The sequence below is a fragment of the Caloramator sp. mosi_1 genome, from assembly GCF_028622835.1.
GTDB lineage: Bacteria > Bacillota > Clostridia > Clostridiales > Caloramatoraceae > Thermobrachium.
Map to the genome: position 1 here is coordinate 1451619 of NZ_CP117677.1, position 26832 is coordinate 1478450.

Consider the following 26832-nt stretch of genomic DNA (forward strand, 5'->3'; position numbering starts at 1 on the left):
TAGGTAAAAACGCCTAATTTTGAGACCTTTGTTGCGATTAAATTGATGGACAATTTAGAAAAATTATTTTATAATAGAATTGAAAACGTTTTCTAAAGGGGTGTGTATAATGAAAAGCTTTTGGAGTTGACTACTATCCAGAACACTGGCCTATTGAATTAATGGACCAGGACATTGATAGAATGGTAGATATGGGGGTTGAAGTAGTTAGGATTGGAGAGTTTGCTTGGCATATAATGGAGAAAGAAGAAGGACAATATGATTTTTCCTTCTTTGATATGGTTATAGAAAAGCTTAAACAAAGAGGAATAAAGGTTATATTTGGAACTCCAACTGCAACTCCTCCAGCTTGGCTTATAGATAAATACCCAGATATACTTCAAAGGGATGAAAATTTAATGCCAAGGAGCTTTGGTGGGAGAAGAATATATTGCTATAATAGCAAAATATATAGGGAATATACAAAAAGATAGTTACAGAGCTTGTAGACCACTATAAGAATGAGGATTCTATAATAGCTTGGCAGATAGATAATGAATTTGGACACGAAGGTAGTGATTTATGTTTCTGTGATACTTGTAAAAATAGTTTTAGAGAATATTTAAAGGAGAGGTACGAAACAATAGATAATCTTAATAGAACTTGGGGGACAGTTTTTGGAGTCAGACCTATAATAGCTTTGAAGAAATTCCACTCCCACTTAAGACAATAACATATCACAATCCTTCAATGCTGCTTGATTATAAAAGGTTTATGTCAAAGTCAATAACTGAATATGCAAAGCTTCAGGTAGAGATTATAAGAGGTATATTAGGTGATAAGGCTGTAATTACAACCAACATAGCAGGTGGATATTTTGATAAAAATTTTGACCATAATGAAATGACAAAACTTATGGATGTTGCATCCTATGATAATTATCCCGTATGGGGAGGGTTAAAAGAACCAATAACTCCAGCAAATATTGCAATGGATTTAGATTTTATAAGGGGACTTAAGAGAAAAAACTTTTGGATTGTGGAAGAACTTATGGGAGCACAAGGACACACTATAATAGGTTATCTTCCAAGACCTAACCAAGCAAAGATGTGGGCATATCAGGCAGTAGCTCACGGGGCACAATCTGTACTGTTCTTTAGATATAGAACAGCAACCTTTGGAACCGAGGAGTTTTGTTTAGGCATAATTGATCAAGACAATAGAGAGGGAAGAAAATTTAGAGAGGTTAAGGAGTTCTTTGAAGATGCAAAGAAGCATAAAGAATTACTTCAGAGTCCAATAAAATCTGAAATAGCCTTTTTATATGATTATGAAAATATATGGGCTTGGAAGATTCAGCCTCAGAGTACTGCTTTTAATTATAAAGATGAAATGTTAAAGCTATACACCGCCTTCTATAGACATAATGTTCATATTGATGTTATTGATTCAAAGGAGGACTTTAGTAATTACAGGGTGGTTGTACTACCTGTTATGATGATAATTGATGAAGAACTAAAAATAAAGCTTGAGGAATTTGCTAAAAAGGGTGGTACTATAATTTTTACATATAGAACTTCTATAAAGGATAGAAACAATAATCTTTATCTTGGTAAGACAATGCCCTGCAATTTAGCAGAGCTTACAGGAATTGAGATTGAGGAAATAGAATCATTACAGGAAGGTCAATTTGCCTATGCAGACGGTAAGTTTGGAAAAACGAAATGCAAAGTTATGAGAGAAATGATAAATGTTAAAGAGGCTGAGGCTCTTTACAAATATGAAGACAAATTCTATAACCAAAAGGCGTGTATAACATTAAATAGGTTTGGAGAAGGAAAGGTATATTACATTGGAACTTCTGCTGATGAAGAAGTTTTATTAAAAATAGCAGAGGAAATTATAATGAAAAATAATATTGAACACTATAATACACCCTACGGCGTTGAGGTTTATACAAGGTATTTAAATGGCAAAAAGTATGTGTTTGTTATGAATCATACAGAGGAGGAAAAGGAAGTTTTAGGAGTAAAACTTATGCCTTATGATAGTAAGATTATAGAGGTGAAATAGATGGGGGTAAAAAATATAAAGATTATATTGGGCTTTATACTAAATCTATGCAATATGTGTTTAAAATCGAGGAGGATTTTATAAGACACGTTTATTTTGGAGAAAAAATACCATTAGAGGATTTTAAATTAGAGGAGATAAGGGAGGTCTCCTCTAATGATTCAATATATGATGTAGCTATGGAGGAGTTGTCTTATCACGGAAAGCTAAGGTTTAAAGAAACCTGTCTTAAGGCTGAGTTTGAAGATGGAACAAGAGACCTTGTTTTAAAGTTTAAGGATGTTAAAGTAGAGGATGATTATGTTGAAGTTGCACTTCAAGATGAACATTATAAAGTAGAAGTAAAACTTAAATATATTGTTTATGAAGAAGAGGATTTGTTTGCAAGATGTGTTGAAGTTATAAATTTTGGTGAAGAAAGGGTAAGATTTGAAAAGTTATTCTCCTTTGAACTCAATTTAGATGGATTAGGATATTACATAAACAATGTAGGGGTCATTGGGGTAAAGAAGGTGTAAAATTTAGACAACCTATAAACTATAGTAAGGTTGTACTTGAGAGTAGAAAGGGTAATACAGGTCATAACAACAATCCATATTTTATTATAGAAAAAAATGCAGAGGAGGATAGGGGAGAAGTTTATTTTGGTGCATTAGAATATAGTGGAAACTTTAAAATAGTTGCAGAGGGTATGCCCTATGGTTACACAAGGATATTAGTTGGGGTTAATGATTTTGATACTTCGATAACATTAGAAAAGGGTGAGTTATTCCTTTCGCCTACTGTTTATTTTGGATATACAAAAATGGCTTTGGGGATATGTCAAGACGAATGCACAGTTTTATTAGAAGTAAAATAATGCCTGAAAATTTTAATAAGAAACTAAGACCGGTTTTATACAACTCTTGGGAGGCGACTTTATTTGATGTTAAGTGTAATGAACAGATTGAACTTGCAAAGAGTGCAAAAGAACTGGGGTGTGAACTTTTTGTTGTAGATGATGGGTGGTTTGGAGAGAGAAATAGTGATAGTGCAGGTCTTGGTGATTGGTATGTTAATAAAAATAAATTTCCACAGGGCTTAAAACCTTTGATTGATGAGGTAAAAGCTTTGGGGATGAATTTTGGAATATGGGTTGAGCCTGAGATGGTAAATCCAGATAGTAACCTTTATAGAAATCATCCTGAGTGGGTATATCGTTTTAATAATAGAGAATGCACCACAGCAAGAAACCAACTTGTGTTAAATATGACACTAAAGGAAGTTCAGGAGTATGTATATGGTGTATTAGATGAACTATTAAGTAATAATGATATAAACTTTATAAAATGGGATATGAATAGGCCCTTTTCAGAGGCAGGAGCCATAAATCTAAAAGACAGAAGAAGCATTTGGATAAAGCATACAGAGGCAGTTTTTGATATAGTCAGGAGGCTAAGAGAAAAGCATCCTAATGTTCATTTCGAAGCCTGTGCCTCTGGAGGCGGAAGAGTTGATTTAGGTTCTATAAGATATTTTGACCAATACTGGACAAGTGATAATACCGATGCCTTTGATAGGCTTAAAATACAAGAATCCTATAGTCTAATTTATCCTACACTTGCAATGAGGGCTTGGGTAACGGATTGTCCTAACTTTTTAACCAACAGAACAATTCCTTTAAAATTTAGATTCCATTGTGCTATGATGGGTACTTTAGGGATTGGAGGCAATATAAATAAGTGGACTGATGAAGAAAAGAGAATAGCAAGGGATTTAGTAGAAGAATATAAAAAGATAAGGCATATAGTACAATTTGGAGATATACATAGACTAACCTCTATAGAAAAGGAAGAAATACATTCAGTTCAGTATGTTTTAGGGGATGAGTCGGTAGTATTTACTTTTTACCAAGGCAAAACTATTCAAAATCTAAGTTTAAAGTTAAGTTAAGGGGATTAGAGGAGGATAAAAGCTATAGGATAATTACAGAAGGAAAAGAGGAGTTTAAGTCTGGTGCATATTTAATGAATTATGGGTTAGAGTTAGAACTTAAGGGAGATTATGCTTCAAGTATCACACATATAAAAGGTAAATAATTAAAGTTTAGTTATAATATAATTAGCCCCTTGAAGGATTTTTGGCTTTTTTACGGCTTAATCAAGTCTAAGATTTTCTTTGTTTGAAGATGTCCTACCCTTGCGATGCCCTTCTCCTTAAGGGTCGCTGGGCTCAGCACATCGTGTGCCAAATTATGGGCTTTTCAAAGCCTAAAGATACGACTTGCTAAAGCTTATGAAAAGCCAATCGTAATCCTTTCAAGGGGCTATTTTGAAGCCTGAGTATTTTTATTGGTAGCAACAATTATCAAATATTTTGAAAATTTGTGTTTATTTTTTGTGATGTTGTTGTATAATGAATATAGAAAAGGTTTTCTATAAGGAGGAATGGTTATGGCAGAATTAAGATGGAACCCACTTTTAAAAACTTGGACTATGGTAGCTTCAAATAGACAGCAAAGACCTAATATGCCAAAGGATTGGTGTCCCTTCTGTCCAGGTTCGGGCAGGGTACCTGACAATTATGATGTATTTAAATATGACAATGATTTTCCAGCACTAACTCAAACACCAGGTGAACCTGATGTTGAAGGAAATGAATTATATAAAGTTGCTCAAAACTATGGAAAGTGTGAAGTCATTCTTTATTCACCAGAACATACTAAAACACTACCTGAACTTGAAGTTTCTCATATATATAAACTTGTTAATCTTTGGACACAAAGATTTGAGGAGTTATCAAAGGATGAAAGGATAAAATATATTTTTGAATTTGAAAATAGAGGAGAAGAAGTTGGAGTTACAATGCCCCATCCCCACGGTCAAATATATGGGTATTCCTTTGTTCCACTTAAGGTAAAGGTTGAATTAGATTCTTGTAGAGAATATTATGAAGAGAATAAAGAATGTATGATTTGTAGGATGAACAGAGAAGAAAAGGATTTTGAAAAGAGAATTATATATGAAAACGAAGGTTTTATTGCATATATACCATTTTTTACAGATTACCCCTACGGAGTTTTCATTGTAAGTAAATCCCACAAGGGAAACTTTACTGAGTTTACAGATAAGGAAAGATGGGATTTAGCAGACATTTTAAAGAAGGTAACAGGTGCCTTTGATACACTTTTTGATAGGTTATTCCCTTATATGATGTGTATACACCAAACACCTGTAAATAGTAAAGAGTATGAAAATAGCAAAGACTATTATCACTTTCATATAGAGTTTTATCCACCTCTTAGGGATGCAAATAGAATAAAATATTATGCATCCTCTGAAATGGGGGCTTGGGCTGCCTGCAATACCCTTTCAGTTGAACAAACATCAGAACAATTAAGACAGGCATTAAGAAAATTTTTAGATAAGATAGGGGGATAATTATGGACTTGAAAATGTTAAAGGATATGTTTGAGAAGGAATATGGCGAAGGAGAAGTTGAGGTTTATTTTTCACCTGGAAGAGTTAACTTGATAGGAGAGCATATAGATTATAACGGTGGTTATGTTTTTCCAGGTGCACTTACAATAGGTATCTATGGAATGCTTAGAGAAAGGAATGATAGTTTTATAAGACTTAGGTCTAAAAATGTAGATAGAGAGGTTGTAATAGATTTAAATAAAGATATAGTATACGATGAAGAAGATGATTGGGGCAACTATCCAAAGGGAGTTATAAAAAGGTAAAGGAATTAGGTTTTAAAGTTAATGGATTTGACATATTGTTCTACAGCAACCTTCCAGATGGTGCAGGACTTTCCTCTTCAGCAGCAATTGAGGTGCTAACTGCCTATATACTATTACACAAAAATAAAGGCAATGATGTAGACAGAGTTGAAATAGCAAAGATGTGTCAAGAGGTAGAAAATAAATTTGTTGGAGTAAACTGTGGTATTATGGATCAATTTGCTGTAGCAGTGGGAAAGGAAAATAATGCAATCTTGTTAGACTGTTCAACACTTTACTATGAGTATATTCCCTTTAACTTAAAGGATTCAAGTTTAGTTATAATGAATACAAATAAAAGAGGGAACTTAGCGAATCTAAGTATAATGAGAGAAGGTCAGAGTGTGATAGGGCACTTGAGATTATAAGAAGATATAGGCATATAGAAAACCTTTGCCAAGCACAAATAGAAGATTTGAATTATATTGAAGATGAAACAATTAAAAAAGAGCACGCCACGCAATTACAGAAAATATGAGGGTAAAAGAAGCAGTTAAAGTTTTAAAACAGGGAAATATAGCGGCCTTCTCTAAACTTTTAATTGAATCACATAAATCCCTTAAGGAGGATTATGAGGTTACAGGGTTGCATCTTGATACTATAGTTGAAGAGGCATTAAAATTTAGAGGATGTCTTGGTGCAAGAATGACAGGGGCTGGCTTTGGAGGTTGTGCAATTGCAATTGTAAAGGAAGGTATAGAAGATGAATTTATCAAAGTAGTTTCAAATAGATACAAAGAAAAAACAGGAAAAGAGGCATCCTTTTATATAAGCAAAATAGGTGATGGAGTCAAATTTTTAGGAAGGTGCTGAGATTATGAGGGTTGAAAATATAATTTACAAGGGTTTACAAGGAATAAAGGTAGAAAATGATGTTGTAAGTTTAGTGATATTACCTGAACTTGGTGCAAAAATAGCGTCAGTTATATATAAACCTCAAAATTTCGAAGTTTTAGCACAGCCAACATTAAATAAGTATACAACTGCAGAATATGGCGATAAATTTAAAAAATATGATACCTCAGGAATTGATGAAATGTACCCAACAATAGATGAATGTGAATACCCCTATGAAGGATACAAAGAAAGGATGCCAGACCACGGAGAGCTTTGGAGTATTCCTTGGAAGGTTCAGGTTTTTGATGATGAAATAGTATGTAGAGCTTGGGGTGTAAAATTTAAATATGAATTTGAAAGAAGAATAAAATTAGAGAAGAATGTCATAAGGTTTAATTATAAAGTAAAAAATACAGGAAACTGTCCACTGTATGGTCTTTGGGCATTTCACGGGCTTGTTGCCTGTGATGAATATAGCAGAATTTTATTAGATGAAGATAGTATAATGAATGTCCACAAAAGCAGTATTTATGGAGATGTAGGGAATATTCATCTATTCCCTGAAACTATTGATATGAAAGGCAAAAAGTTAGGGTTGATAGAATTGGACCTAAAACCCTTGAAAAGACAGAAAAGTTTTATGTAAATGGAGAGGTTAAGAAGGGGAAGCAGGAATAACATTAAATAAAAATAACTTGTTGTATAAATTATTATTCCCAAAAGATAGGATCCCATACCTTGGAGTTTGGATTAATGAAGGTGGATTTAAAGGTGAATATAATTGTGCACTGGAACCCTCAAATGCTTTTTATGATTCTGTTGAAATTGCTAAAGGATATGGTAAAATAAAACCATTAGAAGCAGGAGAAGAACAGGACTGGTATGTAGATGTTGTTCTTGAAGAATTAGTTTAGGAGGGGTTTGATGAATATTTTAGTAACTGGTGGAGCAGGTTATATAGGCTCCCATACTGTTAAGATGCTAAATAAAATGGGAAAGAATGTTGTAGTATATGATAACTTAGTTAAAGGACATAAAGATGCAGTTAAGTGCCCAAATTTTGTAGAGGGCGATATATTTGACAGTGAAAAATTAGAATGGACTATTAGAAATTATAACATTGATTCAGTAGTTCATTTTGCAGCCTACAGCCTTGTTGGAGAATCTATGGAAAAACCTCAAATGTATTACTATAATAATGTACAAGGAACCCTTAATCTTCTTGATGTTATGCTTAAAAACAATGTTAAAAAATTAGTATTTTCATCAACAGCAGCAGTTTATGGTGAACCTGAAAGAGTACCTATAACTGAGGATATAGCTAAAAATCCAACAAATGTTTATGGCAGAACAAAACTTATTATGGAAAATGCTATGGAGGACTATTCAAGGTCCTATGGGTTAAAGTATATTGCTTTAAGATATTTTAATGCCTGTGGAGCAGATGATGAGGGAGATATAGGAGAAGACCATAGCCCAGAAACACACCTTGTTCCACTTGTTTTACAAACCTGCCTTGGAAAGAGGGAGAGTATAAAAATATTTGGAGATGATCACAATACAAAGGATGGAACCTGCATAAGGGATTATATTCACGTTAATGATTTAGCAGAGGCACATATTCTTGCTTTAGAAGCACTTTACGATGGAAAGAATTCAAATGTTTATAATCTTGGAAATGGAAACGGATTTACTGTAAAGGAGATTATAGAGGCAGCAGAAGAGGTTACGGGAATTAATATAAAGAAGGAGATTGCTCCAAGAAGAGCAGGAGATCCAGCAATTTTAATTGCAAGTTCAGATAAGATAAGAAGAGAACTTAATTGGAATCCAAAGTATACAGATATTAAAAAGATTATTGAAACAGCTTGGAGATGGCACAAAAACCACCCAAATGGATATGATGATAAAAAATAGCTTTGCATTATGCAAAGCTATTTTTGTTATCTTAATAACGGTAAGCTGTATCCACATACCAAGTGAAATTAAAAATAATAAAATTGCATTTATCATATAGGCTAAGTCTTTAAAACCTTCTGGAGGTTGTGTTTTAGCTTTTACTATAAGAAATATTCCAAAAGCTGCAATTAAGAAAGAAAAAACAAGTGGAAATTTAATGGATTTGGAAATTTTTAAAATAACATAAGATAAAATAACCCCAATTAATATACAGATTGGGAAAATAAGATATTGCATATAATCCCTCCTCTTATTTATTATATCAATAAAATTCACAACATAAAACACAAAAAGTATTAATATTAATTAAAATGAAATAATTTTTTAGAGGAGAGAGATGGGGATATTAAGATATAATAAGAACAAATTTAAAAGATATAGTAAAATAAGTATTTTTAGTGTTGTATTTAAGTTGTATTTTTTATATTTTTAATTTGTTTAGTACTATTTTTCATAGTATTCATTAACTACAAACAACCAAATAAATCTTTGAAAGTAGTAAGAATGAAAAGAAGTGAAGCATTTAAAAGAGGAATGGATATGATTAATTTTGTATGGGAATATGATGCATCAAAAATGGAATTATAAATAATGATGAAATAACAATGCCAAGACACTTAAAGGATGGGGAACTTGTAAGTGGAATACCCTACTGCTGGGGTGGATACATATCCCTTGATATGAGCAATCAACCTCAAATTAAAAATTTCAAAGATGCCTTAGATAAGGGACTGGTTGCTGGCAATATAAACACAAATGGAGGTTATAAACCGCTAACTGCAGGTCTTGACTGTTCGGGTTTTGTTGGTGCAGTTTATAAACTGCCTATTAAGGTTTCTACACAAATGCTTGATGATTATTTTCACCCAATAAAGTTTGAGGATTTAAAGCCTATGGACATAATAAATCACAAAAATACCACGTTTTTATATACCTCAAAGAATCAGCAGATAAGAAGGGTATTATTGTTATGGAGGCAACGACAGGAAAATATGTTGCCTTTGACAGGACAACGATAAATTATAGAAGTTATTCTGAGATAAAAAGTACATTGAAGATGGAACTTATATACCTATGAGGTATAATAAAATAGTTGATGATAAAGTAGAACTATTTAAAGACAAGAATGAATTTAATAACTTTGAATATTTAGCTACCAAAATAATCTTAGATGAATTACAGCAGGGGTACATAGATTATGCAGGAGATGTTGATATATATACATTAAAATTAAATAAAGGTAATTATACTATAAATTTTAAAAGTGATAAACCTATTAATGTTGAAATATATAGTGGAGAAAATAATATACTGTCCTTGTATGTAGATAAAAATAATGAGGGGCAGTTTAGTATTTCAGAAGGTCAAGAGGTAAAGATAAAGGTTTATTCAAAAAATTAGAATACAGGTTTAAATATGAGTTTAGTATTTTAGATAAATAGTTCGAAGTTAAATTTAAGTGATAATAGAATAGCTTAGCAATATAAAGGAATTTTATCTGTATTGCTAAGCTAAATTTATTATAATGACAAATTATAATTTAAGGTAAATACCTACAGTTGATATAAAAAGTGCTAACACTGTTGCGGGTATAGCAAGCATTAACCATCTTTTCCATCCTACGTGTATTTTATTTTTTCCAATATGCTATAAGCCATAACGTTTGCAGAAGCCCCTATTGGTGTCATATTTCCTCCAATATCAAGTCCTAATGTTAAAGACCATACAAAGTTGCTTTTATACATAGCTAATTCAGGTGTCTGACTTATTATGCTAAGTAGAATATATGACATAGTAAGGGCCATAGGAACATTGTCAACAATAGCACTAATTACACCACATATCCAAATAAAGGAGAAGGAAAGTAATATAGGGTTTCCCTTTGAAATTCTGATTATCTTTTCAGCAATTACCGAAATAACTCCAGTTTTTTCAAGTGAACCTATTATAATAAATAAACCAATAAAGAATAAAAGTGTTTCACCATCTATTGAACGAAGTATGTCATCTGATTCTTCTTTTAATAATGATAAACATACCATAGCAGGCAGTAGTGTAGCAATAGATGCATATATATGGAATCCAAACATTTCATTTAGTAAATGATGTGTAACCAAGAAAAGTATAGCAAATACAAATGAAGAACCACCTATTTTTACATATTTCATATTTGATATTTTATTTTCTATAATTAATTTTTCTTTTTCATTATCATTAAGTTTTTTAATGCTTTTTAAGCCTTTTAAATTTATTAAGAAGAAAAACAGTGTTACTACAATAGTTGCAACAATGGCAATAGGTCCTGTGTTTTTAACAAAATCAGAGAATGTATAATTTAGAACGCTTCCTATTATTACGTTTGGCGGGTCTCCAACCAAAGTACCACTTCCACCAATGTTTGCAGTGCAAACTTCTGCAATAACCAAAGGAACAGGACTTATATCAAACATCTTGCAAAGATTTATAGTTAATATAGTGAAGAAAATAAGAACTGTTATACTATCCATAAAGCCTGCAAGAATAGCTGTTATCATTGGAAAAACAATATATATTTTTTAATATCAAAATTTAGTTTTTCCATAATTTTAAGAGCCATAAAATTAAAGAAGTTTGCTTCTTCAAGTACCTTAATAATAATAAACATACCCAGGAGAAGACCTATAGTATCCCAGCTAACAAAGGACATAGCATCATTTAAAGATAGAACACCTGATGCAATTATAATTAATGCTCCTATTAGAGAAATTAAATATTTTGGTAATTTTTCTAACATTAAAAGGATATAGGTTGCCGAAAAGGTTATTAGAGCAATAGTCATCAAATCCCCCTTAAATGTTTCTTTATTTAAATTATACAAAAATTAATAAAATTTAAAATAGTTTTGCTTAAAAAGGTAGAAAAATAATCTTTTTTGTCATTTTTTAAGTTAAAATGATTTCCCTATTAAATATAACTTGAATTCGGCAAGTAAATTTTAAAAAAGTTTCTACTTGCCATTTTTGTTTTCTTTATGAATAAATTTACATTTATTATGATATTTTATACCGTTAGGTCTTTTTTGAGTATACTTAATAAACCCAAATAACATTTGGATTTTTAAGGGAATTTATTGTTTTTATTTTACTATTAAGTATAAACTGTTATCATTTTTCTACTAAAAATATGTATTTGTTTTTGAATATGAGTAATGATTTTTTCTAATAAGCAATTATTTGAAAAACTTAAATATCTATAATATTTGCTGCCGCAAACATTACCACAAACTCTATAAAATATTCTTCTTAATGTACTAATTTCATGATGTTGTACTTCCTTAGGCATGATTGCTTGTTTAAACCAGTTATGAATGTTATATGCTATCATTTTTATTAAAAGGTACAATTCATTGCATTTATGATTTACTAAACTATTTTCGCTAAAGGCATAGCCTTCTTTTATTTCATCTATATTATTTTCAACATCACATCGTTGATTATAATCTTGAAATATTTCTTCAGGTGTTAAATAATTTATATTTGTTACTATTGCTTGATATTTATATTTACATTCTTCGAACATTAACTGATTCATATTTTTTGGAATAATTTTTTCTCTTATAATCACAAATCTTCTTGCTCTTTGCCATTTAGGCAATGGAACTGTAATTTCTGTAACAGATAAAGTAGAACTTATATCGTGCCATATATAATCCTTTGGATTATTATTTATAAAATCTATTATCATTTTAACAGTAGAATACATTTTACATTTAACAACATATTCTATTCCATTATCTTCAAAATATAAAAAGTTTTCTTCATCAAAAAACCTCTATCAAGTCTAACTCTTTTAAGAATATATCTTGAAGGAAGCTGGTTTACACAACTCTTAAAGAAATCTAAAAATTTATAATTACTATGGTGTCTACCATTTTCAAGAGTAATGTTAAGTAATTCATCAGTTCCTGAAATAAACCCAACTTTTTCTTTAAATGATGGTCTTCCATTGTACCTTGGATTATATCCTATTCCTGATTTTTCTTGATTACCAAAGATAGTTATAACAGTATCATCAATATTAATACAAACCTCGCGTACATCTTCAGTTGAAGACTTTAAGTCAAGTATTTTTTTATTTATAGTTCTTAATTCTTCTAAAGTTTCTGTTGGTAAAGCTTTTAAGAGATCTCTACATACTTTTTCACTGGGTAATTTATCTACACCTTTAAACTTTTTATATCCTTCATCATTTCTTAATGTTTCAATGTGCATAAATCTTGAGAAACCAAGAATATTTGCATCAATCTATGTATTCTATAATTTCTGCAGTATTAAAAGTAGAATTAGCGGCCTTCTTATAGGTTACGCCTTTTTCTAAAATAGTTGGTAATCCTATTATTTGTTTAAAGGATTCCACATAAGAAAAAGTTGCTACAGAAGTAACTTTGGTATCATTAAATTTTGCTTTCATGTTCAAAAATCTAATTTTCTTCTTTAAATTTTTTGATTTTGTTGTAAACTATCCATAGAAATCACCCTTTTGTGTTTTAGTTTTGCAATTATATTTTAACACTTAAAAGGGATGATTTCTTTTAATTTTTGAACAAAAATCCTTTAATTCCAATGTCTTTCGGCATTACTTGCCGAATACAAGTTTAAAAATAGAAAAGGGACAAGTTTTTGGGATAATAGGAAAAAGTGGTGCAGGCAAATCAACCCTATTAAGGTGCTTAAACTTGCTTGAAACTCCAGACGAAGGTGAAATTTTAGTAGAAGGAAGAGATATAACTAAATTTAATAAAAGAGAGCTTAGGGAGTACAGACAAAGGGTTAGTATGATATTTCAGCATTTTAATCTGCTTTCAAATTCAAATGTATTTAAGAATGTAGCTTTTCCCCTGGAGATAGCAGGACATAAAAAGGATTATATTGAAAAAGGGTTAGGGAACTTCTGAAGATAGTAGGATTAGAGGAAAAAGAAAGGGAATATCCTTCTAATCTATCTGGAGGACAAAAGCAGAGGGTTGCAATAGCAAGAGCACTTGCCAATAATCCTAATATACTCCTTTGCGATGAGGCAACCTCAGCCCTTGACCCCCTCACGACAAAACAAATTTTAGATTTATTATTAGAGCTGAATAAAACTTTTGGATTAACAATAGTTTTAATTACCCACGAGATGGATGTAGTAGAGAGAATATGTAGTAATGTAGCAGTTATGGAAATGGGTGAAATTGTTGAAGAGGGGACAAAGGATGAGGTATTTAAGAATCCTAAATCAAAAACATTAAAACAGTTTCTTCAAAGTCAAAATGGTAAAGTTTATTATTTAGACTTTAAAGAAAGAGCAATTTAGGGAGGACGATGATATGAAGGAAATAATAGATTTAATTTTACCCTCATTTTTAGATACGTTGTATATGGTGTTTTTTTCAACATTATTTTCTTTGATTTTAGGAGCTCCATTAGGAATATTTTTAGTGCTTACAGATAAAGAGGGGCTTCTAAAAATGCCAAAGTTAAACTCTGTAATAGGTTTTATAATAAACATAACAAGATCAATACCCTTTATTATATTAATAATAATTCTTTTTCCCCTCTCAAGAATTATTGTTGGTACAACAATTGGTAAAGAAGCTGCAGTGGTTCCACTATCAATTGCAGCAGCCCCTTCGTTGCAAGGGTAGTGGAATCTTCATTAAAGGAGGTTAATAAGGGAGTAATAGAGGCGGCGATATCATTAGGTGCTTCTACATCGCAAGTAGTTCTAAAGGTTTTAATAAAGGAGGCACTATCAGGTTTAATATTAGGTATAACTTTAACAATTGTAAATATAATAGGATATTCTGCAATGGCAGGTGTTATAGGAGGTGGAGGAATAGGAGATTTAGCGGTTAGATATGGGTATCAAAGGTTTAGAACAGATATACTTATAGTAACTGTTATAATTTTGATACTACTTGTTGAAATAACACAAAGAACAGGAAATTATTTTGCTAAAAAAATTGACAGGAGGTAATAACTATGAAGTTGAGAAAATTTACCGCAGTAGCTTTAAGTGTAGCATTGCTTTTAACAGGACTTACAGGATGTGCAAAAGGAAGTGACAAATGCAAAGAAGATTGTAGTAGGTGCAACTCCACTTCCGCACGCAGAGATACTAAATTACATAAAGCCAAAGCTTAAAGAAAAGGGTATAGAACTTGAAGTTAAGGAATTCACAGATTATATTACTCCAAATACTGCATTAAATGATAAGCAAATAGATGCAAACTTCTTTCAACACATTCCATATCTTGATGAGTTTAATAAGGAAAAGGGATTAAATCTTGTATCAGTTGCAAAGGTACACGTTGAACCAATGGGTGCATATTCAGAAAAAATAAAAATAAGGATGAAATAAAGGATGGAGCAGTAGTAGCAATACCTAATGATGCAACAAATGAAGGAAGAGCACTTTTGCTTTTACAAAAACAAGGTTTAATTAAATTAAAGGATAATAGCTTAACACAAACTCCAAAGGACATAATTGAAAATCCTAAAAATCTTCAATTTAAGGAGTTAGAAGCTGCACAGCTTCCAAGAGTTTTAAAGGATGTAGATTTTGCAATAATAAATACAAACTATGCACTTGAAGCCAATTTAAACCCAGTAAAGGATAGTTTGTTTATTGAAGATAAGGATTCACCCTATGCAAATGTTTTAGTTACAAGACAAGATAATAAGGATAATGAACTAATTAGAGAACTTATTAATGTACTTCAATCAGAGGATGTTAAGAAGTTTTTAGAGGAAAAATATCAAGGAGCAGTAGTTCCAGCCTTCTAAAAATGCTTTAGGTGTTTATACCTAAAGCATTTTTTCTTCAAATATCTTAAAGTTTAACCCAGCTAAGGCCCAAAAGAGAGGTGCAACATAAACAACACTATCATTAAAAATTCCAGCAATTAAATACGCAATAATAGCAAAAATATTGAAATTGTTATTAACTTATAGTGGTTATCTTCCATAGTTATAATTTCTCTAAAGCTATAAATTAAATAGCCAATAATAAATAATATAAAGGCTAATGTACCTACTATTCCAATATTAATTGCATTTTGTAAATACATATTATGAGGCTTGTCTACTAATATATTGGGAGTATTTAAAAATAAAAACTTACCTATATAATCGTGTTGTGGGAAATACAATGCATAGGTATCAGGTCCATATCCTATAAATAAGGTTTTCTTTAATAGTGGAATAGACCTTGACCATATATATACTCTTCCTGAACCAAGTCTTTCTTTGCCCTTTACATTTAATTTTTCTACAGGATCTATATTATAAGTTTTTCCGTTGAAGCTTAATATTTTAAATCCATTATTTGTTTTAATTAGGTTTAAGCTGTCATAGCCATTGTTTAATATTAATACTGGCATATTGTCATAATGATTAATAAAATATTTTAGTTGAGAATAGGTTGGGTTATCAAATAAAAATTCTTTTTATCTGAATCGAATTTAAAGGGAATCCTTTTGTTATTTTCGTCTACTACATAAATATTACTATTATTAATTATAAAATTTAAAGTAGACTTATTAAAATCAAGTGTAATCATATTATCTTTTACTTTTATTTCCTTTAGATTATTATAGTTTGGAGTAGTAATGGTTTTATTTATATCAGTAAACAGACTTTCAATTTTATTTCCAACATAGTTACTGGACAAAGTATTTATAAATGTGTATACAAGAAAATATATTATTAAAATAGGTACGACAAACTTTATATTTCTCAGTATTTCTTTATATTTGTAAATTAAAAATAGTATAACTGAAAAAATAACACCTAAAATTCCAGCTCTTGAATGTGAGGAGATTAAACTAAAAAACATAATAATAGAGAGTATACCATAAATAAATCTCTTTTTTCATTGCACAATACATAAAGTATAAAGGTAGTTATAAATGCAATAGCCATAAAATTTCCTACATAATTTGAATTATATAAGGTTGCATAAACATATCTTGGGCCTGGATTAAACTTGATATAAACCTTTCCTAAGTATTCTAATTAGAAATGTGTGTAGTTTTCCAACAATGTAATATTTTATAAAATCTAAATTAAAAAACTGAAAAATTGATATTATTCCTATTAAGCTTGAAGAAAATAAAAAGGCATTTAATATAAAATTTACGTCTTTAATTTGGGGTACAATAGCAAAAACAAAAATATTATTATGTATGAAAATAGAATCACTGCACCTTCATATCTGTCAGGAAATCCCCAAAGAGAAATATCTTTATATTTTGAAAATATTGTAGAAAGTATTATGAAAAACAAGTAAATAAATAGGGTAAGGTATATTTTAGAAAATTTTATGTTAATATCTTGTCTCCTTAATCTGTATAGCAGAGATATTAATGAAAAGAGTACCAAAATTAGAAGTACTTTGATTTTGTAGTAGGAGAAATAGTCAAAGTTTACTCCAGCAATCCAAAAATTTTTAAGATGATCAGGTAAGATAATAATTTTTTCATAAACTATTAAAGGAACAAAAAAATAAGAGATAAAGGCAATAAATAAAATTTTTTCAACAGAATCCCTCCTTTATTTGTAAATTATAACAAAAATTTTAATAAAAGTCCATTAAATTATCTAATATTAACAAAAATACAATAAAACCCCAAGAGATTTTAAAATTAATTCTTGGGGTTTTACATTATGCCTGCTTAATATATAAATTTTAGTTAAAAATTATTATTATTTTGCATTAAGCATTATTAAGAATTCACATCCGTCAATATTAACATTGTCATTTTCATCTATTCTCCCTGAAACATTATTTAATATTATTCTAACCTTAATGTTTTCATTTTCATCAATTATAGACAGCTCATTAATACTAAGTTCCTTATCTGGTCTTTCGGTTCCATATTTTTTACAGTTTGTTTGAATAATATCCTTAATACTCTTTCTGTAAATTTCTTTGTTGTTCTTTAATATTGCTATTTGAGCGGTTGAATTATAGTATTTAAAACTAAATTCCTTTGAATTTTGCACCTCTTGGCTGTAAGAATTGAGCTGTATAAAATAGTCATATCCCTTTATATCTATAAGGCTGTTTTGAGGGATTCTAAAGTAAAAATATTGTTCTTTAGGTAAATAAGGCATTTCATAGTTGAATCCAAAGACTTCATTCATTTTTGATGTATTAAAGTCCTTAGGTACGTACTTTAACTTATCTATTCCCTGTCTTGATTCAAAATAGAATACAATACTGCTTATTGTTCTTTGGTCGTCTTTATTTACATTTGGATTCTTTTCAATCTTTCCATTCTTTAGCACATTATTTTTAATTAAAAGGTGTTCAAAACGCTTGTTTTGACTGTACCTTGATATACTGAAACTGGATAATGGGGTAAATAAAGAAATAAATATTGTTAATGCAAGGGTTGACGGAATTAAAGTGTTTTTGGTTCTTTTCTTATATTCCAATATATAAAAACAAACAAAATCCATATTCCTGCTACTATAACATAATATCTTGGTTCGGTAACACCGTAGGCGTTAATTCTTATACCCATTGATACAAACATCATAACAATAAGAGGTATTATTATTTTAGTTATAATCTTAGTAAAATAGAAGGCAATTTTAACTTCTTCCTTTATTGGATGTAAAAAGAATATTACTAAAATAGTTATAAATGAATACCATAGTACAAGGTGGGATACAAGTCCCTTTGGCCAGTTTTGAGTTATTAATATCTTAAAAAGTAAATGTATAAAATAACTGTGTAGGCACTTAAAAGGGGAATAACTATATAGCTTAAAAGAATATTAAAGGCCCTTGGAAAATCAACTTTTGTAAAGACATCCTCCTTTTTGGTACAAGTGAAAGAAAGTAGTTTACAGCGAATATAAAAAGGCATATAAACCAAGTTTCTATATATGTTCTCAGGTTCCACTTTGATATTAAGCAATCGATCTATTGTAAAAAGTATAGCACTCAATCCTAAATAAAGAACTAATGTGTATATTGCTGTAATAAAAAACCTGTAAATATCTTAATAGAATACATTTCAAAATTCTTTCTATTCAAAAAGTAAGGAATAAAAAGAAATGCTAAATAAAAAATCAAATTAGTTCCAACAAATCTTGATACACTTATATAATCTATCTTATTAAGATATATAAAGTAGTATCCGATAATTATAATTATAGAAGTTAAATAGTATAGGAGTAGTTGTCTTAAGTCTTTACTTTTTCTTTCCCAAAGAAGTTTAAAACTCAAGGTAATAGGTATTGATAGTGCAAAAATTAAAATTAGTCGCTGTAAAGTTAAATTATTCTCTAACTTTCGTTCAATCATAATGATTATGGATAAACAGGTTGCAAAGGCTGATAAAACAGTTAAGGGAAATCGTCTTATACTATTTTCAAGTGCCTTTGTAAGTTTTAATGTCAAAGTTGAGATTCTCATAAAAATTCTCCCTTCATAGCTTATTATTAATATTATACTACAATGATTTATAAAAAAATTAAAAATTGGTATAAATTTTTAGAAAATATTTTTATCAATTTTTAATTTTTGTATCTAATTTAGCATTTAAAATATTGTTGTATAAAAAGTTTTTCTAAAGGATTTTGTGATTAAATGTAGAATTTAATTATATATGCTTAAGATTGTGGAGGAGACACTGATGAAAAAGGTATGATTATAACTTTAATTGCGGTATATATTTTGGCACTGGGGGCAGGAATTACTTTTGGCAAATTGTATGCAAAAACAAAATGAATAATGCAAAGGCAGAACAGATAAATAAAATTCGAAAAGAAGAAATAAATAAAAATGATGAAAACTTAAAGAACATTAGAGTTGAATCAAGTGAAAAAAATACAGAGGGCAAGGATTTAAATAAAAAGAAAATGAAGAACAAAACAATAAAGAAAAACAAGTAGATGATAAAATCAAAGAACAAACTTTAGCTTTAAATAGTGAAAAGAAGACATCACAAGCAGTTGATATAAACAAACAAAGAACAAGTCAATTTTACAAAAGTAAAGGCAAAAAGGTGGCCTATTTAACCTTTGATGATGGACCAAGTAAAGATGTAACACCCAAAATATTAGATATACTTAAAGAAAATGATATAAACGCAACATTTTTGTATTAGGATGTATGGTTAAGTCAAATCCTGAACTTATAAAAAAATATATGATAGTGGACATACTATAGCAAACCACTCCTATTCCCACTCATATAAAAAATTTATTCTTCACCAGATGCAATGATGCAGGAAATAAAGGAAACAGAAGCTTTAATAAAATCTGTACTTGGTGAAGAATATAACAATAATTTTTTAGATTTCCTGGAGGAAGTGGTGGAAGGCCTGTGGATATAAAGGAGACTATAGTGAATAATGGGTATTTATATATTGATTGGAACTGTTTAACAGGAGATGCAGAGGGTAAAATGATGTCGGTTGAAAAACAATATAATAGATTTTTACAAACATCAAAGAATAAAAATTCCCTTGTCATCTTAATGCACGACGGAGTTGGCAAGCATACAACCCCGAGGTTTTAAAAATGGTTATAAAATATCTTAAAGAACAGGGATATCATTTTGAAGTTATAAAGTAGGTGATGTTATGGAGAATGTAAAGGTATTAATAGTTGAAGATGAGGCAAGTATAAGAAAGTTTGTTAAGATTAATCTTGAAAGAAGTAAATTTATTGTATTTGAAGCGGAAAGTGGAGAGGAGGCCTTAGAATCCTTTTCAAGTATAAAACCCGATGTTGTTGTACTTGATGTTATGCTGCCTAAAATTGACGGATTTGAAGTTTTAAGAAGAATACGTGAGATAGATAACGAAGTGATTGTTATTATGCTTACTGCAAAGTCTCAGGATATGGATAAAATAATGGGGCTTGAAATAGGTGCAGATGATTATATGATAAAACCCTTTAATCCTTTAGAGCTTATTGCAAGAATAAATACTATATTTAGAAGAATAAACAAGGATGAATCAAAAAACAAGAAATAGTAAGCCATAACATAAAGGTAGATTTAGAGTCGATGAAGGTATTCAAGGATAACGTTGAGATTAATTTAACTCCTAAGGAGCTTGAAATTTTGCTATTTTTTATAAAAAATGAAGGAAAAGTTTTAAGTAGAAATGAAATTTTAGATTATGTTTGGGGAAAAAACTACTTTGGTGAAGTTAAAACTGTAGATGTACACGTAAGAAGACTAAGGGAAAAAATAGAAGATGATTCATCAAATCCCGTATATATAGAGACAGTTTGGGGATACGGCTACAGATGGCGAAGGGAGAAAAAGGTATGAGCAGTATAAGACGCAGGTTACTTTTTAACTTCGTCATTATTGTCGTTTTAACAGTTACAACGTTAAATTCTATTATTTTTCTATCCTTCAAGAATATCTACTATACTAATATTGCAAATCTACTAATAGGTCAGATAAAAATATCCTCAGATATCTATAGTAAATATTTTTCTAAAAACAGCTTATATGAAAACGTACTAAACGGTGTAGATATTTTTTAAATAGAAGTGACATAGAGGTACAGGTTTTTGATAATACTGGAAGAATAATATTTGATTCAATAGGGATAATTGAAGACAACGAATTTTTGGATATAAAGGAGGCTCTTTCAGGAAATATAGGCAGATGGATAGGAAATGTAAGCTATGATGATGAAAAGGTTCTGGCAGTATCTCATCCCCTTTATAGCGGTGGAGAGATAGTAGGCGGTTTAAGGTTTATAACAACCTTAAGGGAAGTAAATAAGGATTTAAGAAATATTTTTATGATAATTACTGTGCTTGGTGTTATTGTTACTTTGATTTTTGCATTAATTAGTATACTATTTTCTAACTCAATTGTTGTCCCTATAACAAAAATAACAGAGGTTGCAAAGAAGATGGCGGAGGGAGATTATAACAATAGGTGTGAAAATGCAGAATTTGAAGAAATAGAAAAACTCTCAACAACCTTAAATAATATGGCGGATGAAATAATAAAGAGGGAGAAACTTAAGGATGAATTTATATCCTCTGTTTCCCACGAACTTAGAACACCTCTAACCTCGATAAAGGGATGGGCAATTACCCTAAAGGAGGCAGGAGAAGATAAAGAGCTCATAAGGGATGGTCTTGACATCATAGAAAAGGAATGCGACAGGCTTACCTCTATGGTGGAGGAGCTTTTAGACTTTTCAAAGCTCTCTTCTGGAAAAATTGAGTTTAAGATGAAGATATTAGATTTAAATTGTTTCCTAAAAGAAATCAAGAAACAGATTGAACCGAGGGCATGCAGAGAAAATAAGATATTTAGTATTTTAATGGATAATAAAAGTATATTTGTATATGCAGATGAAAACAGGTTAAAACAGGTATTTATAAACCTTTTAGACAATGCCTTTAACTTTACAAATGCAGGTGACAGTATTAATGTCAAGGTGTTAGAGAATAGTAAGGAAGTTTTAATCATAGTTGAGGATACCGGACTTGGTATATCTAAGGAGGACTTGCCCCACGTCTTTGAAAAGTTTTACAAGGGAAAGGAAGTAGATCAAAAATGGTATAGGGCTTTCGGTATGTAAAGAAATAGTAGAAAAAATGAGGGGCAGTATAAAAATTGAGAGTGAGGAAAACAAGGGAACAAAGGTTCTTCTTATATTTCCTAAAAATGGAGTGGTTAAATGAGAAAAAGATTTTTAGTTGTAATTATGATTTTTGTTATTATAGCAAACTTTACGAGCTGTAGTAATTTTTCAAGTTCACAAAAGGTTAAGGCACCAAAGAATAAAATAATACCAATAAGAGGTACCTATAAGGTAGAAGGTGTTGATAATTATAAAAAGGACGATATGATTGAAAGGAGTTTTGTCTTTAAAGAGGACGAATTTTGGGATGGAGTAGATAGATTTATAGGTGTCAATTACAAAATAAAAATAGTTGATATGTCGGAGTATCTATTAAATGGATACAAAATAGATAACAGTGTAAACAAAGGGAAAGAAGTACAGGTAGTATCTGTATTAAGCAATGGAAACTTTATATATGATTTTATTAAAATTAACGATGATTTAATAATGCTTGTGTATAATAAAAAGGTATATAAATTGAAGAAAATAACTGACGAATATGATATGTCGTTTTGGAGAAGAAACATTAATATTTTACCATCTAAAAAAGTACACCCAATAAAGATATAGCCGTATACATTGGTTTAAGAAGTAAGGTAGACGGACAATATCTATACAAAACCTATTATATAGGAGCCTCAAATGGAGAGATAAAGGAGGCCTATGTAACTGATAACATATTTCTTCCAAGAAAAAATGGCTTTTGGAAAATAAATCTTGAGGATTCTCAAATAAAAATTGATAACCTTTCAAAGGGGCAACAAAAGGTTGTGGACAAAAAGAGGCAGCATCTCTTGTTCAAAGTACGGCAGATATTAATTTCTATATAGATTTTGTTGGAAATGACTATATTGTTATAAATCAAGAGGATGGATCATCAGAAAGATTAAAGATTGTTCCTGTTGACAGCCCAATGCAGCAGAGGGAATAAGTATAATGGATTTACTTGGAGAGGGATATAAACAAAAGTTTGATGAAAAGAGAGAGGAAATATTAAAGGAATTAAATGGAGAGGAGATAAATAAAGAATTAAAATATGAAAATATAGGCCTTTTAAGAAGGGAGGGCAACTACTTTTTAAAGGGAAGAATAAACTATAAGTCTTCAAACTTTATCTCCTATATTGACTTTAATACAGGATTTTTCCTCCAAACAATATGGTAATGTATGACAAACTCTGTATCTCTTTTAAGGATATAAAGGAAAAAATACCTCAGGCAATAGATGCCTACTCTTCCCCAAATAGGGACATAGTAGTTGTAGTTCTTCCAAAAACGATTGAATTTTATAAAATAAAAAATCAAAGGCTCTCAGAAAAGATAGGAGAAATTAAAACAGGCAAAAACGATAAAATAATTATGCTGGAGTGGGCAGAGGGGAGCTTTTCACAGGTGTGGAGGGAAAACTTTATTAAAAATAACTCTGCAGAGGAATTAAATATAAACAAAAATTAAGATTTTAACATTTTGTTAAGTATACAAAATTGTTTAATTATGGTATAATAAAAGAGATTTTAAAGTAAATAAATGTAATTTTTAATTAAAATAAATAAAAAACTAAAGAAATAAAATTCAAAAATTAACATATATATTTAATTTCATTATTAATTATTTTAAAAAAATATTAAAAAGCATAAAGTAAAGGGGTATTTTTATGCAGCCAAGAAAAAGGTTAGGAGAGTTTTTAATAGATGCAGGAATAATTACACAGGAACAGCTTCAAAAGGCTTTGATTATACAAAAAATACGAATAAAAAATTAGGAGAAATACTTGTAGAAAATGGTTTTGTAACAGAGGACCAAATAATTGAAGTTCTCGAATACCAGCTTGGAATACCCCACGTAAAACTTGATAGATATCCAATAGACCAAGAATGTGTGAAGATGGTTTCAGAGACCTTAGCAAAGAGGCATAGCCTTTTGCCTATTAAGTTTGAGAGGGACAAGCTTGTTGTTGCAATGGCAGACCCCTAAACATCTTTGCCCTTGAGGATGTTCAGATTTACACAGGTAAAGATGTTCAGCCTGTTCTTGCAAAGGAAGAAGAAATTAAGAGGTTTATAAATAAATACTATGGAAAGCAGGAGGCTCTAAAGGCGGCAGAGGAATTCAAAAAGGAAAATAAGGCCTTTAGAGCTGAAAAAGTAAAAACCCAAGAATTCAGGAGGATGATGTTCAGGGGCCTATTGTAAAACTTGTAAATTCAATATTTGAACAGGCTATAAATCAAAGAGCAAGCGATATTCATATAGAGCCCTTTGAGGAAGAGGTTAAGATAAAGTTTAGAATAGACGGAATTTTATATGAAATAATGAAGGTGGAATACGAACTTCACGCACCGCTTGTGGCAAGAATTAAGGTTATAGGTAATATGGATATTGCAGAAAAGAGAATACCGCAGGACGGAAGAACCACCTTTGAGATATATGATAGAGAATACGATATGAGAATATCATCTTTACCAACTGTTTTTGGTGAAAAGATTGTTATAAGAATAGCAGACAAAAGGGAGTTTTTAAAGGACAAAAAGAATTTAGGTTTTTAGAACACGACCTTATGCAGTATGAAAAACTTGTATCTTCACCCCACGGAATAATATTGGTTTCGGGACCCACAGGAAGTGGTAAGTCAACAACCCTTTACACCGCCCTTAGGGAGCTAAATACAGGGGATAGAAATATAATAACAGTTGAAGATCCTGTTGAAAGTACAATATATGGTGTAAATCAGGTCGAAGTAAATCCTAAGGCAGGACTTACCTTTGCATCAGCCCTAAGGTCAATTTTAAGACAGGACCCAGATATCATAATGATAGGCGAGATAAGAGATAGAGAAACAGCAGAGATAGCAGTAAGAGCGGCTATAACAGGCCACTTGGTTTTATCTACAATACACACCAATGATGCACCAAGTTCTGTAACAAGGCTTATAGATATGGGTGTTGAAAGCTTTATGATAAGTTCCTCTTTAATCGGCGTTATAGCCCAAAGACTTGTTAGAAGAATATGTCCCCACTGCAAAATGGAATATTTTGCAAACCTTGACGAAATAAAGGCACTTGGGCTTGATGAGAATAAGGAATACAAGCTTTATAGGGAGCAGGATGTATATACTGTGGACAAAAGGGATATATAGGAAGAACTGGTATCTATGAAATATTAACAATAGATAAGGAGTTAAGAGCCGCTATAACAAGGGGTGTAAGCTCTGATGAACTTAAGGATTTAGCCATAAAAAAGGAATGGTTACACTTAAAAACAGCTGTATTCAAAAGGTATTAAACGGTGAGACGACCGTTGAAGAATATCTAAGAGTTACTTATTCTATGGATTAATGAGGGGTGCTTATGGCAAATTATGTATATGAAGCAATAGATTTAAACGGAAAAAAATAAAGGGTAAACTTGTAGCTGAAGATGAACAGGATGCAATAAGACAGCTAAAGGACAAAAACCTTTATGTGGTAGATATAAATAAGGATAATCTGTTAAATAAGGAGATAGACATTAAGTTTTTAAATAAGGTAAAGGCAAAGGACCTTGCTGTGTTTTGTAAGCAGGTTGCAACCCTTTTACAGGCGGGGCTTAACATTTTAACCTGTTTAAGTGTAATAAAAAATCAAATAACCAACAAGAAACTAAAAAATGCCGTAATAAATCTATATGAGGATGTTGAAAAGGGTACTGCAATATCAACTTCAATGAAAAGATATCCAGATGTATTCCCTGAAATTCTAATCAATATGGTGGAGGCAGGAGAGGTTGGAGGTTCCCTTGACAACTCCTTTGAAAAGATGGCAATTCAGTTTGAAAAGGAAATGAAGCTAAAGCAAAAGATAACCAACGCCCTTATGTATCCCGCCATTGTAATTGTTGTTGCTTTAGCAGTTTTAAACCTACTTTTAATATTTGTTATTCCAACCTTTGTGGGAATGTTTAATGACCTTGGTGTAGAACTTCCGCCAACCACAAGGTTTATCTTAAGTACAAGTACCTTTATGCAGGATAATTGGTTAATAATTTTAGCACTATTTGTGCTATTAATTATATTTATAAACTACTACAAAAAGACTCCTTCAGGAAGTATATTCTTTTCAAAACTTAGGCTAAAGATGCCGCTAATTGGACAAATATCACTCTTTTCTTCAATAGCAAGGTTTACAAGGACGCTTTCTACTCTTGTAGGTTCAGGTGTACCTCTTGTTACTGCTATTGAAACAACCAAGAACCTTTTAAATAATGCCTACATAGAAGAGAAGTTTGAAGGAGTCGTAGAACAGGTTAGGGGGAGAAGGCCTAAGCAGGCCGATAGAAAACTTAGAAATTTTTCCAGAGCTTGTACCAATTATGATTAAGACAGGAGAAGAGAGTGGAACCTTAGAGGAGATGCTCTCTAAACTGGCAGATCTCTATGAAAATGAGGTTGAGAATATGGTTACAAGACTAACAGCAGTTTTTGAACCTATAATGATTGTATTTTTAGCCCTTATTGTAGGTTTTATGCTGGCATCAATAATTCTACCAATGTTTAAACTTTACGGAAATATGAATTTTTAAAAAAGGATGGGGAGGTTTTTAAAATG

The 26832-nt window shown here is 30.8% G+C and carries 30 protein-coding genes and 8 pseudogenes; 30 read left to right on the forward strand and 8 right to left on the reverse strand.

Annotated elements, in window-relative coordinates; all coding sequences use genetic code 11:
- Nucleotides 1-182: 182 nt before the first annotated feature.
- From PL321_RS10330 to PL321_RS10385, 13 genes and pseudogenes are all read left to right on the forward strand, one after another.
- A pseudogene (locus tag PL321_RS10330) lies at nucleotides 183-1839 on the forward strand (beta-galactosidase); the annotation flags it as partial.
- 132 nt (nucleotides 1840-1971) lie between these two features.
- A complete protein-coding gene (locus PL321_RS10335) occupies nucleotides 1972-2052 on the forward strand; it encodes a hypothetical protein (RefSeq protein ID WP_273964519.1) in 81 nt (26 codons plus the stop codon).
- 47 nt (nucleotides 2053-2099) lie between these two features.
- Nucleotides 2100-2570, forward strand: a complete 471-nt coding sequence (locus tag PL321_RS10340) for a glycoside hydrolase family 36 N-terminal domain-containing protein (protein ID WP_273961963.1) — start codon at nucleotides 2100-2102, stop codon at nucleotides 2568-2570.
- A gap of 14 nt (nucleotides 2571-2584) precedes the next feature.
- On the forward strand, nucleotides 2585-2911 hold the full coding sequence (locus PL321_RS10345) for a glycoside hydrolase family 36 N-terminal domain-containing protein (protein WP_273964520.1): 327 nt from the start codon (nucleotides 2585-2587) through the stop codon (nucleotides 2909-2911).
- Nucleotides 2872-3984 carry an alpha-galactosidase gene (locus tag PL321_RS10350; protein ID WP_273961964.1) on the forward strand — a complete coding sequence of 371 codons (1113 nt, stop codon included), beginning with the start codon at nucleotides 2872-2874 and terminating at the stop codon, nucleotides 3982-3984. Before PL321_RS10345 ends, PL321_RS10350 begins: the two co-directional genes overlap by 40 nt.
- Nucleotides 3930-4130 (forward strand): GH36 C-terminal domain-containing protein, encoded by a 201-nt coding sequence (locus PL321_RS21355; protein WP_443110775.1) that lies wholly within the window; start codon nucleotides 3930-3932, stop codon nucleotides 4128-4130. The genes PL321_RS10350 and PL321_RS21355 overlap by 55 nt, the downstream gene beginning before the upstream one ends.
- Nucleotides 4131-4484: 354 nt before the next feature.
- Nucleotides 4485-5471, forward strand: coding sequence for a galactose-1-phosphate uridylyltransferase (galT, locus tag PL321_RS10355; protein WP_273961965.1), 987 nt, complete (start codon nucleotides 4485-4487; stop codon nucleotides 5469-5471).
- A gap of 2 nt (nucleotides 5472-5473) precedes the next feature.
- Nucleotides 5474-6628, forward strand: a pseudogene (locus PL321_RS10360) (galactokinase).
- A 4-nt stretch (nucleotides 6629-6632) separates the two neighbouring features.
- On the forward strand, nucleotides 6633-7298 hold the full coding sequence (locus PL321_RS10365; RefSeq protein WP_273961966.1) for a hypothetical protein: 666 nt from the start codon (nucleotides 6633-6635) through the stop codon (nucleotides 7296-7298).
- A gap of 52 nt (nucleotides 7299-7350) precedes the next feature.
- Nucleotides 7351-7566 (forward strand): hypothetical protein, encoded by a 216-nt coding sequence (locus PL321_RS10370; RefSeq protein WP_273961967.1) that lies wholly within the window; start codon nucleotides 7351-7353, stop codon nucleotides 7564-7566.
- A 10-nt stretch (nucleotides 7567-7576) separates the two neighbouring features.
- A complete protein-coding gene (gene galE, locus PL321_RS10375) occupies nucleotides 7577-8569 on the forward strand; it encodes a UDP-glucose 4-epimerase GalE (protein ID WP_273961968.1) in 993 nt (330 codons plus the stop codon).
- A 647-nt stretch (nucleotides 8570-9216) separates the two neighbouring features.
- Entirely contained in the window at nucleotides 9217-9630 is a 414-nt protein-coding gene (locus PL321_RS10380) for a hypothetical protein (RefSeq protein ID WP_273961969.1), read from the forward strand.
- Between the two features lie 55 nt (nucleotides 9631-9685).
- Nucleotides 9686-10012 (forward strand): hypothetical protein, encoded by a 327-nt coding sequence (locus PL321_RS10385; RefSeq protein ID WP_273961970.1) that lies wholly within the window; start codon nucleotides 9686-9688, stop codon nucleotides 10010-10012.
- Between the two features lie 218 nt (nucleotides 10013-10230).
- On the opposite strand, the gene PL321_RS10390 is transcribed toward PL321_RS10385, so the two are convergent.
- From PL321_RS10390 to PL321_RS10400, 3 genes and pseudogenes are all read right to left on the reverse strand, one after another.
- A complete protein-coding gene (locus PL321_RS10390) occupies nucleotides 10231-11145 on the reverse strand; it encodes an SLC13 family permease (protein ID WP_273961971.1) in 915 nt (304 codons plus the stop codon).
- Complete coding sequence (locus PL321_RS10395) at nucleotides 11142-11429, reverse strand: SLC13 family permease (RefSeq protein ID WP_273961972.1); 288 nt, start codon at nucleotides 11427-11429, stop codon at nucleotides 11142-11144. Before PL321_RS10395 ends, PL321_RS10390 begins: the two co-directional genes overlap by 4 nt.
- Nucleotides 11430-11737: 308 nt before the next feature.
- Nucleotides 11738-13075: pseudogene (locus tag PL321_RS10400) on the reverse strand (IS1380 family transposase).
- A gap of 154 nt (nucleotides 13076-13229) precedes the next feature.
- Between PL321_RS10400 and PL321_RS19950 the strand changes: the two are divergent.
- The 5 genes and pseudogenes from PL321_RS19950 (at nucleotide 13230) to PL321_RS10415 (ending at nucleotide 15417) form a co-directional block, all read left to right on the forward strand.
- Nucleotides 13230-13544: an ATP-binding cassette domain-containing protein gene (locus PL321_RS19950; protein WP_337960798.1), complete on the forward strand. Its 315-nt coding sequence runs from the start codon at nucleotides 13230-13232 to the stop codon at nucleotides 13542-13544.
- Between the two features lie 2 nt (nucleotides 13545-13546).
- Nucleotides 13547-13615 (forward strand): annotated as a pseudogene (locus PL321_RS19955) (hypothetical protein); the annotation flags it as partial.
- 153 nt (nucleotides 13616-13768) lie between these two features.
- Nucleotides 13769-13945, forward strand: a complete 177-nt coding sequence (locus PL321_RS19960) for a hypothetical protein (protein ID WP_337960799.1) — start codon at nucleotides 13769-13771, stop codon at nucleotides 13943-13945.
- A gap of 13 nt (nucleotides 13946-13958) precedes the next feature.
- Nucleotides 13959-14608, forward strand: a pseudogene (locus tag PL321_RS10410) (methionine ABC transporter permease).
- Between the two features lie 5 nt (nucleotides 14609-14613).
- A pseudogene (locus PL321_RS10415) lies at nucleotides 14614-15417 on the forward strand (MetQ/NlpA family ABC transporter substrate-binding protein).
- A gap of 119 nt (nucleotides 15418-15536) precedes the next feature.
- On the opposite strand, the gene PL321_RS10420 reads toward PL321_RS10415, so the two are convergent.
- The 5 genes from PL321_RS10420 to PL321_RS10440 all read right to left on the reverse strand — a co-directional run bounded on the left by PL321_RS10420 (nucleotide 15537) and on the right by PL321_RS10440 (nucleotide 19059).
- A complete protein-coding gene (locus PL321_RS10420; protein WP_273961973.1) occupies nucleotides 15537-16013 on the reverse strand; it encodes an O-antigen ligase family protein in 477 nt (158 codons plus the stop codon).
- A gap of 26 nt (nucleotides 16014-16039) precedes the next feature.
- A complete protein-coding gene (locus PL321_RS19965) occupies nucleotides 16040-16303 on the reverse strand; it encodes a hypothetical protein (RefSeq protein ID WP_337960800.1) in 264 nt (87 codons plus the stop codon).
- A 1034-nt stretch (nucleotides 16304-17337) separates the two neighbouring features.
- On the reverse strand, nucleotides 17338-17922 hold the full coding sequence (locus tag PL321_RS10430) for a hypothetical protein (RefSeq protein ID WP_273961974.1): 585 nt from the start codon (nucleotides 17920-17922) through the stop codon (nucleotides 17338-17340).
- A 116-nt stretch (nucleotides 17923-18038) separates the two neighbouring features.
- A complete protein-coding gene (locus tag PL321_RS10435; protein WP_337961151.1) occupies nucleotides 18039-18362 on the reverse strand; it encodes a DUF4153 domain-containing protein in 324 nt (107 codons plus the stop codon).
- A gap of 241 nt (nucleotides 18363-18603) precedes the next feature.
- The gene (locus PL321_RS10440) at nucleotides 18604-19059 is read right to left on the reverse strand and encodes a hypothetical protein (protein ID WP_273961975.1); all 456 of its coding nucleotides are present in this window, start codon (nucleotides 19057-19059) and stop codon (nucleotides 18604-18606) included.
- A gap of 311 nt (nucleotides 19060-19370) precedes the next feature.
- Between PL321_RS10440 and PL321_RS10445 the strand changes: the two genes are divergently transcribed.
- The 12 genes and pseudogenes from PL321_RS10445 (at nucleotide 19371) to PL321_RS10500 (ending at nucleotide 26806) form a co-directional block, all read left to right on the forward strand.
- The gene (locus PL321_RS10445) at nucleotides 19371-19538 is read left to right on the forward strand and encodes a hypothetical protein (RefSeq protein ID WP_273961976.1); all 168 of its coding nucleotides are present in this window, start codon (nucleotides 19371-19373) and stop codon (nucleotides 19536-19538) included.
- Nucleotides 19539-19603: 65 nt separating this feature from the next.
- The gene (locus tag PL321_RS10450) at nucleotides 19604-19753 is read left to right on the forward strand and encodes a polysaccharide deacetylase family protein (RefSeq protein WP_273964524.1); all 150 of its coding nucleotides are present in this window, start codon (nucleotides 19604-19606) and stop codon (nucleotides 19751-19753) included.
- Between the two features lie 218 nt (nucleotides 19754-19971).
- A complete protein-coding gene (locus tag PL321_RS10455) occupies nucleotides 19972-20166 on the forward strand; it encodes a hypothetical protein (protein WP_273961977.1) in 195 nt (64 codons plus the stop codon).
- A gap of 64 nt (nucleotides 20167-20230) precedes the next feature.
- Nucleotides 20231-20928, forward strand: a pseudogene (locus PL321_RS10460) (response regulator transcription factor).
- 307 nt (nucleotides 20929-21235) lie between these two features.
- Nucleotides 21236-22207, forward strand: coding sequence for a sensor histidine kinase (locus PL321_RS10465; protein WP_273961978.1), 972 nt, complete (start codon nucleotides 21236-21238; stop codon nucleotides 22205-22207).
- A gap of 16 nt (nucleotides 22208-22223) precedes the next feature.
- Nucleotides 22224-22310, forward strand: coding sequence for a hypothetical protein (locus tag PL321_RS21360; RefSeq protein ID WP_273964525.1), 87 nt, complete (start codon nucleotides 22224-22226; stop codon nucleotides 22308-22310).
- Entirely contained in the window at nucleotides 22307-22822 is a 516-nt protein-coding gene (locus PL321_RS10475) for a hypothetical protein (RefSeq protein ID WP_273961979.1), read from the forward strand. Before PL321_RS21360 ends, PL321_RS10475 begins: the two co-directional genes overlap by 4 nt.
- Nucleotides 22823-23188: 366 nt before the next feature.
- Nucleotides 23189-23416: a hypothetical protein gene (locus PL321_RS10480; RefSeq protein WP_273961980.1), complete on the forward strand. Its 228-nt coding sequence runs from the start codon at nucleotides 23189-23191 to the stop codon at nucleotides 23414-23416.
- On the forward strand, nucleotides 23416-23706 hold the full coding sequence (locus PL321_RS10485; protein WP_273961981.1) for a hypothetical protein: 291 nt from the start codon (nucleotides 23416-23418) through the stop codon (nucleotides 23704-23706). Before PL321_RS10480 ends, PL321_RS10485 begins: the two co-directional genes overlap by 1 nt.
- A gap of 199 nt (nucleotides 23707-23905) precedes the next feature.
- Nucleotides 23906-25585, forward strand: a pseudogene (locus tag PL321_RS21365) (GspE/PulE family protein).
- A gap of 125 nt (nucleotides 25586-25710) precedes the next feature.
- Nucleotides 25711-26604 (forward strand): type II secretion system F family protein, encoded by an 894-nt coding sequence (locus tag PL321_RS10495; RefSeq protein ID WP_273961982.1) that lies wholly within the window; start codon nucleotides 25711-25713, stop codon nucleotides 26602-26604.
- A complete protein-coding gene (locus tag PL321_RS10500) occupies nucleotides 26597-26806 on the forward strand; it encodes a type II secretion system F family protein (protein WP_273961983.1) in 210 nt (69 codons plus the stop codon). The genes PL321_RS10495 and PL321_RS10500 overlap by 8 nt, the downstream gene beginning before the upstream one ends.
- Nucleotides 26807-26832 lie beyond the last annotated feature (26 nt).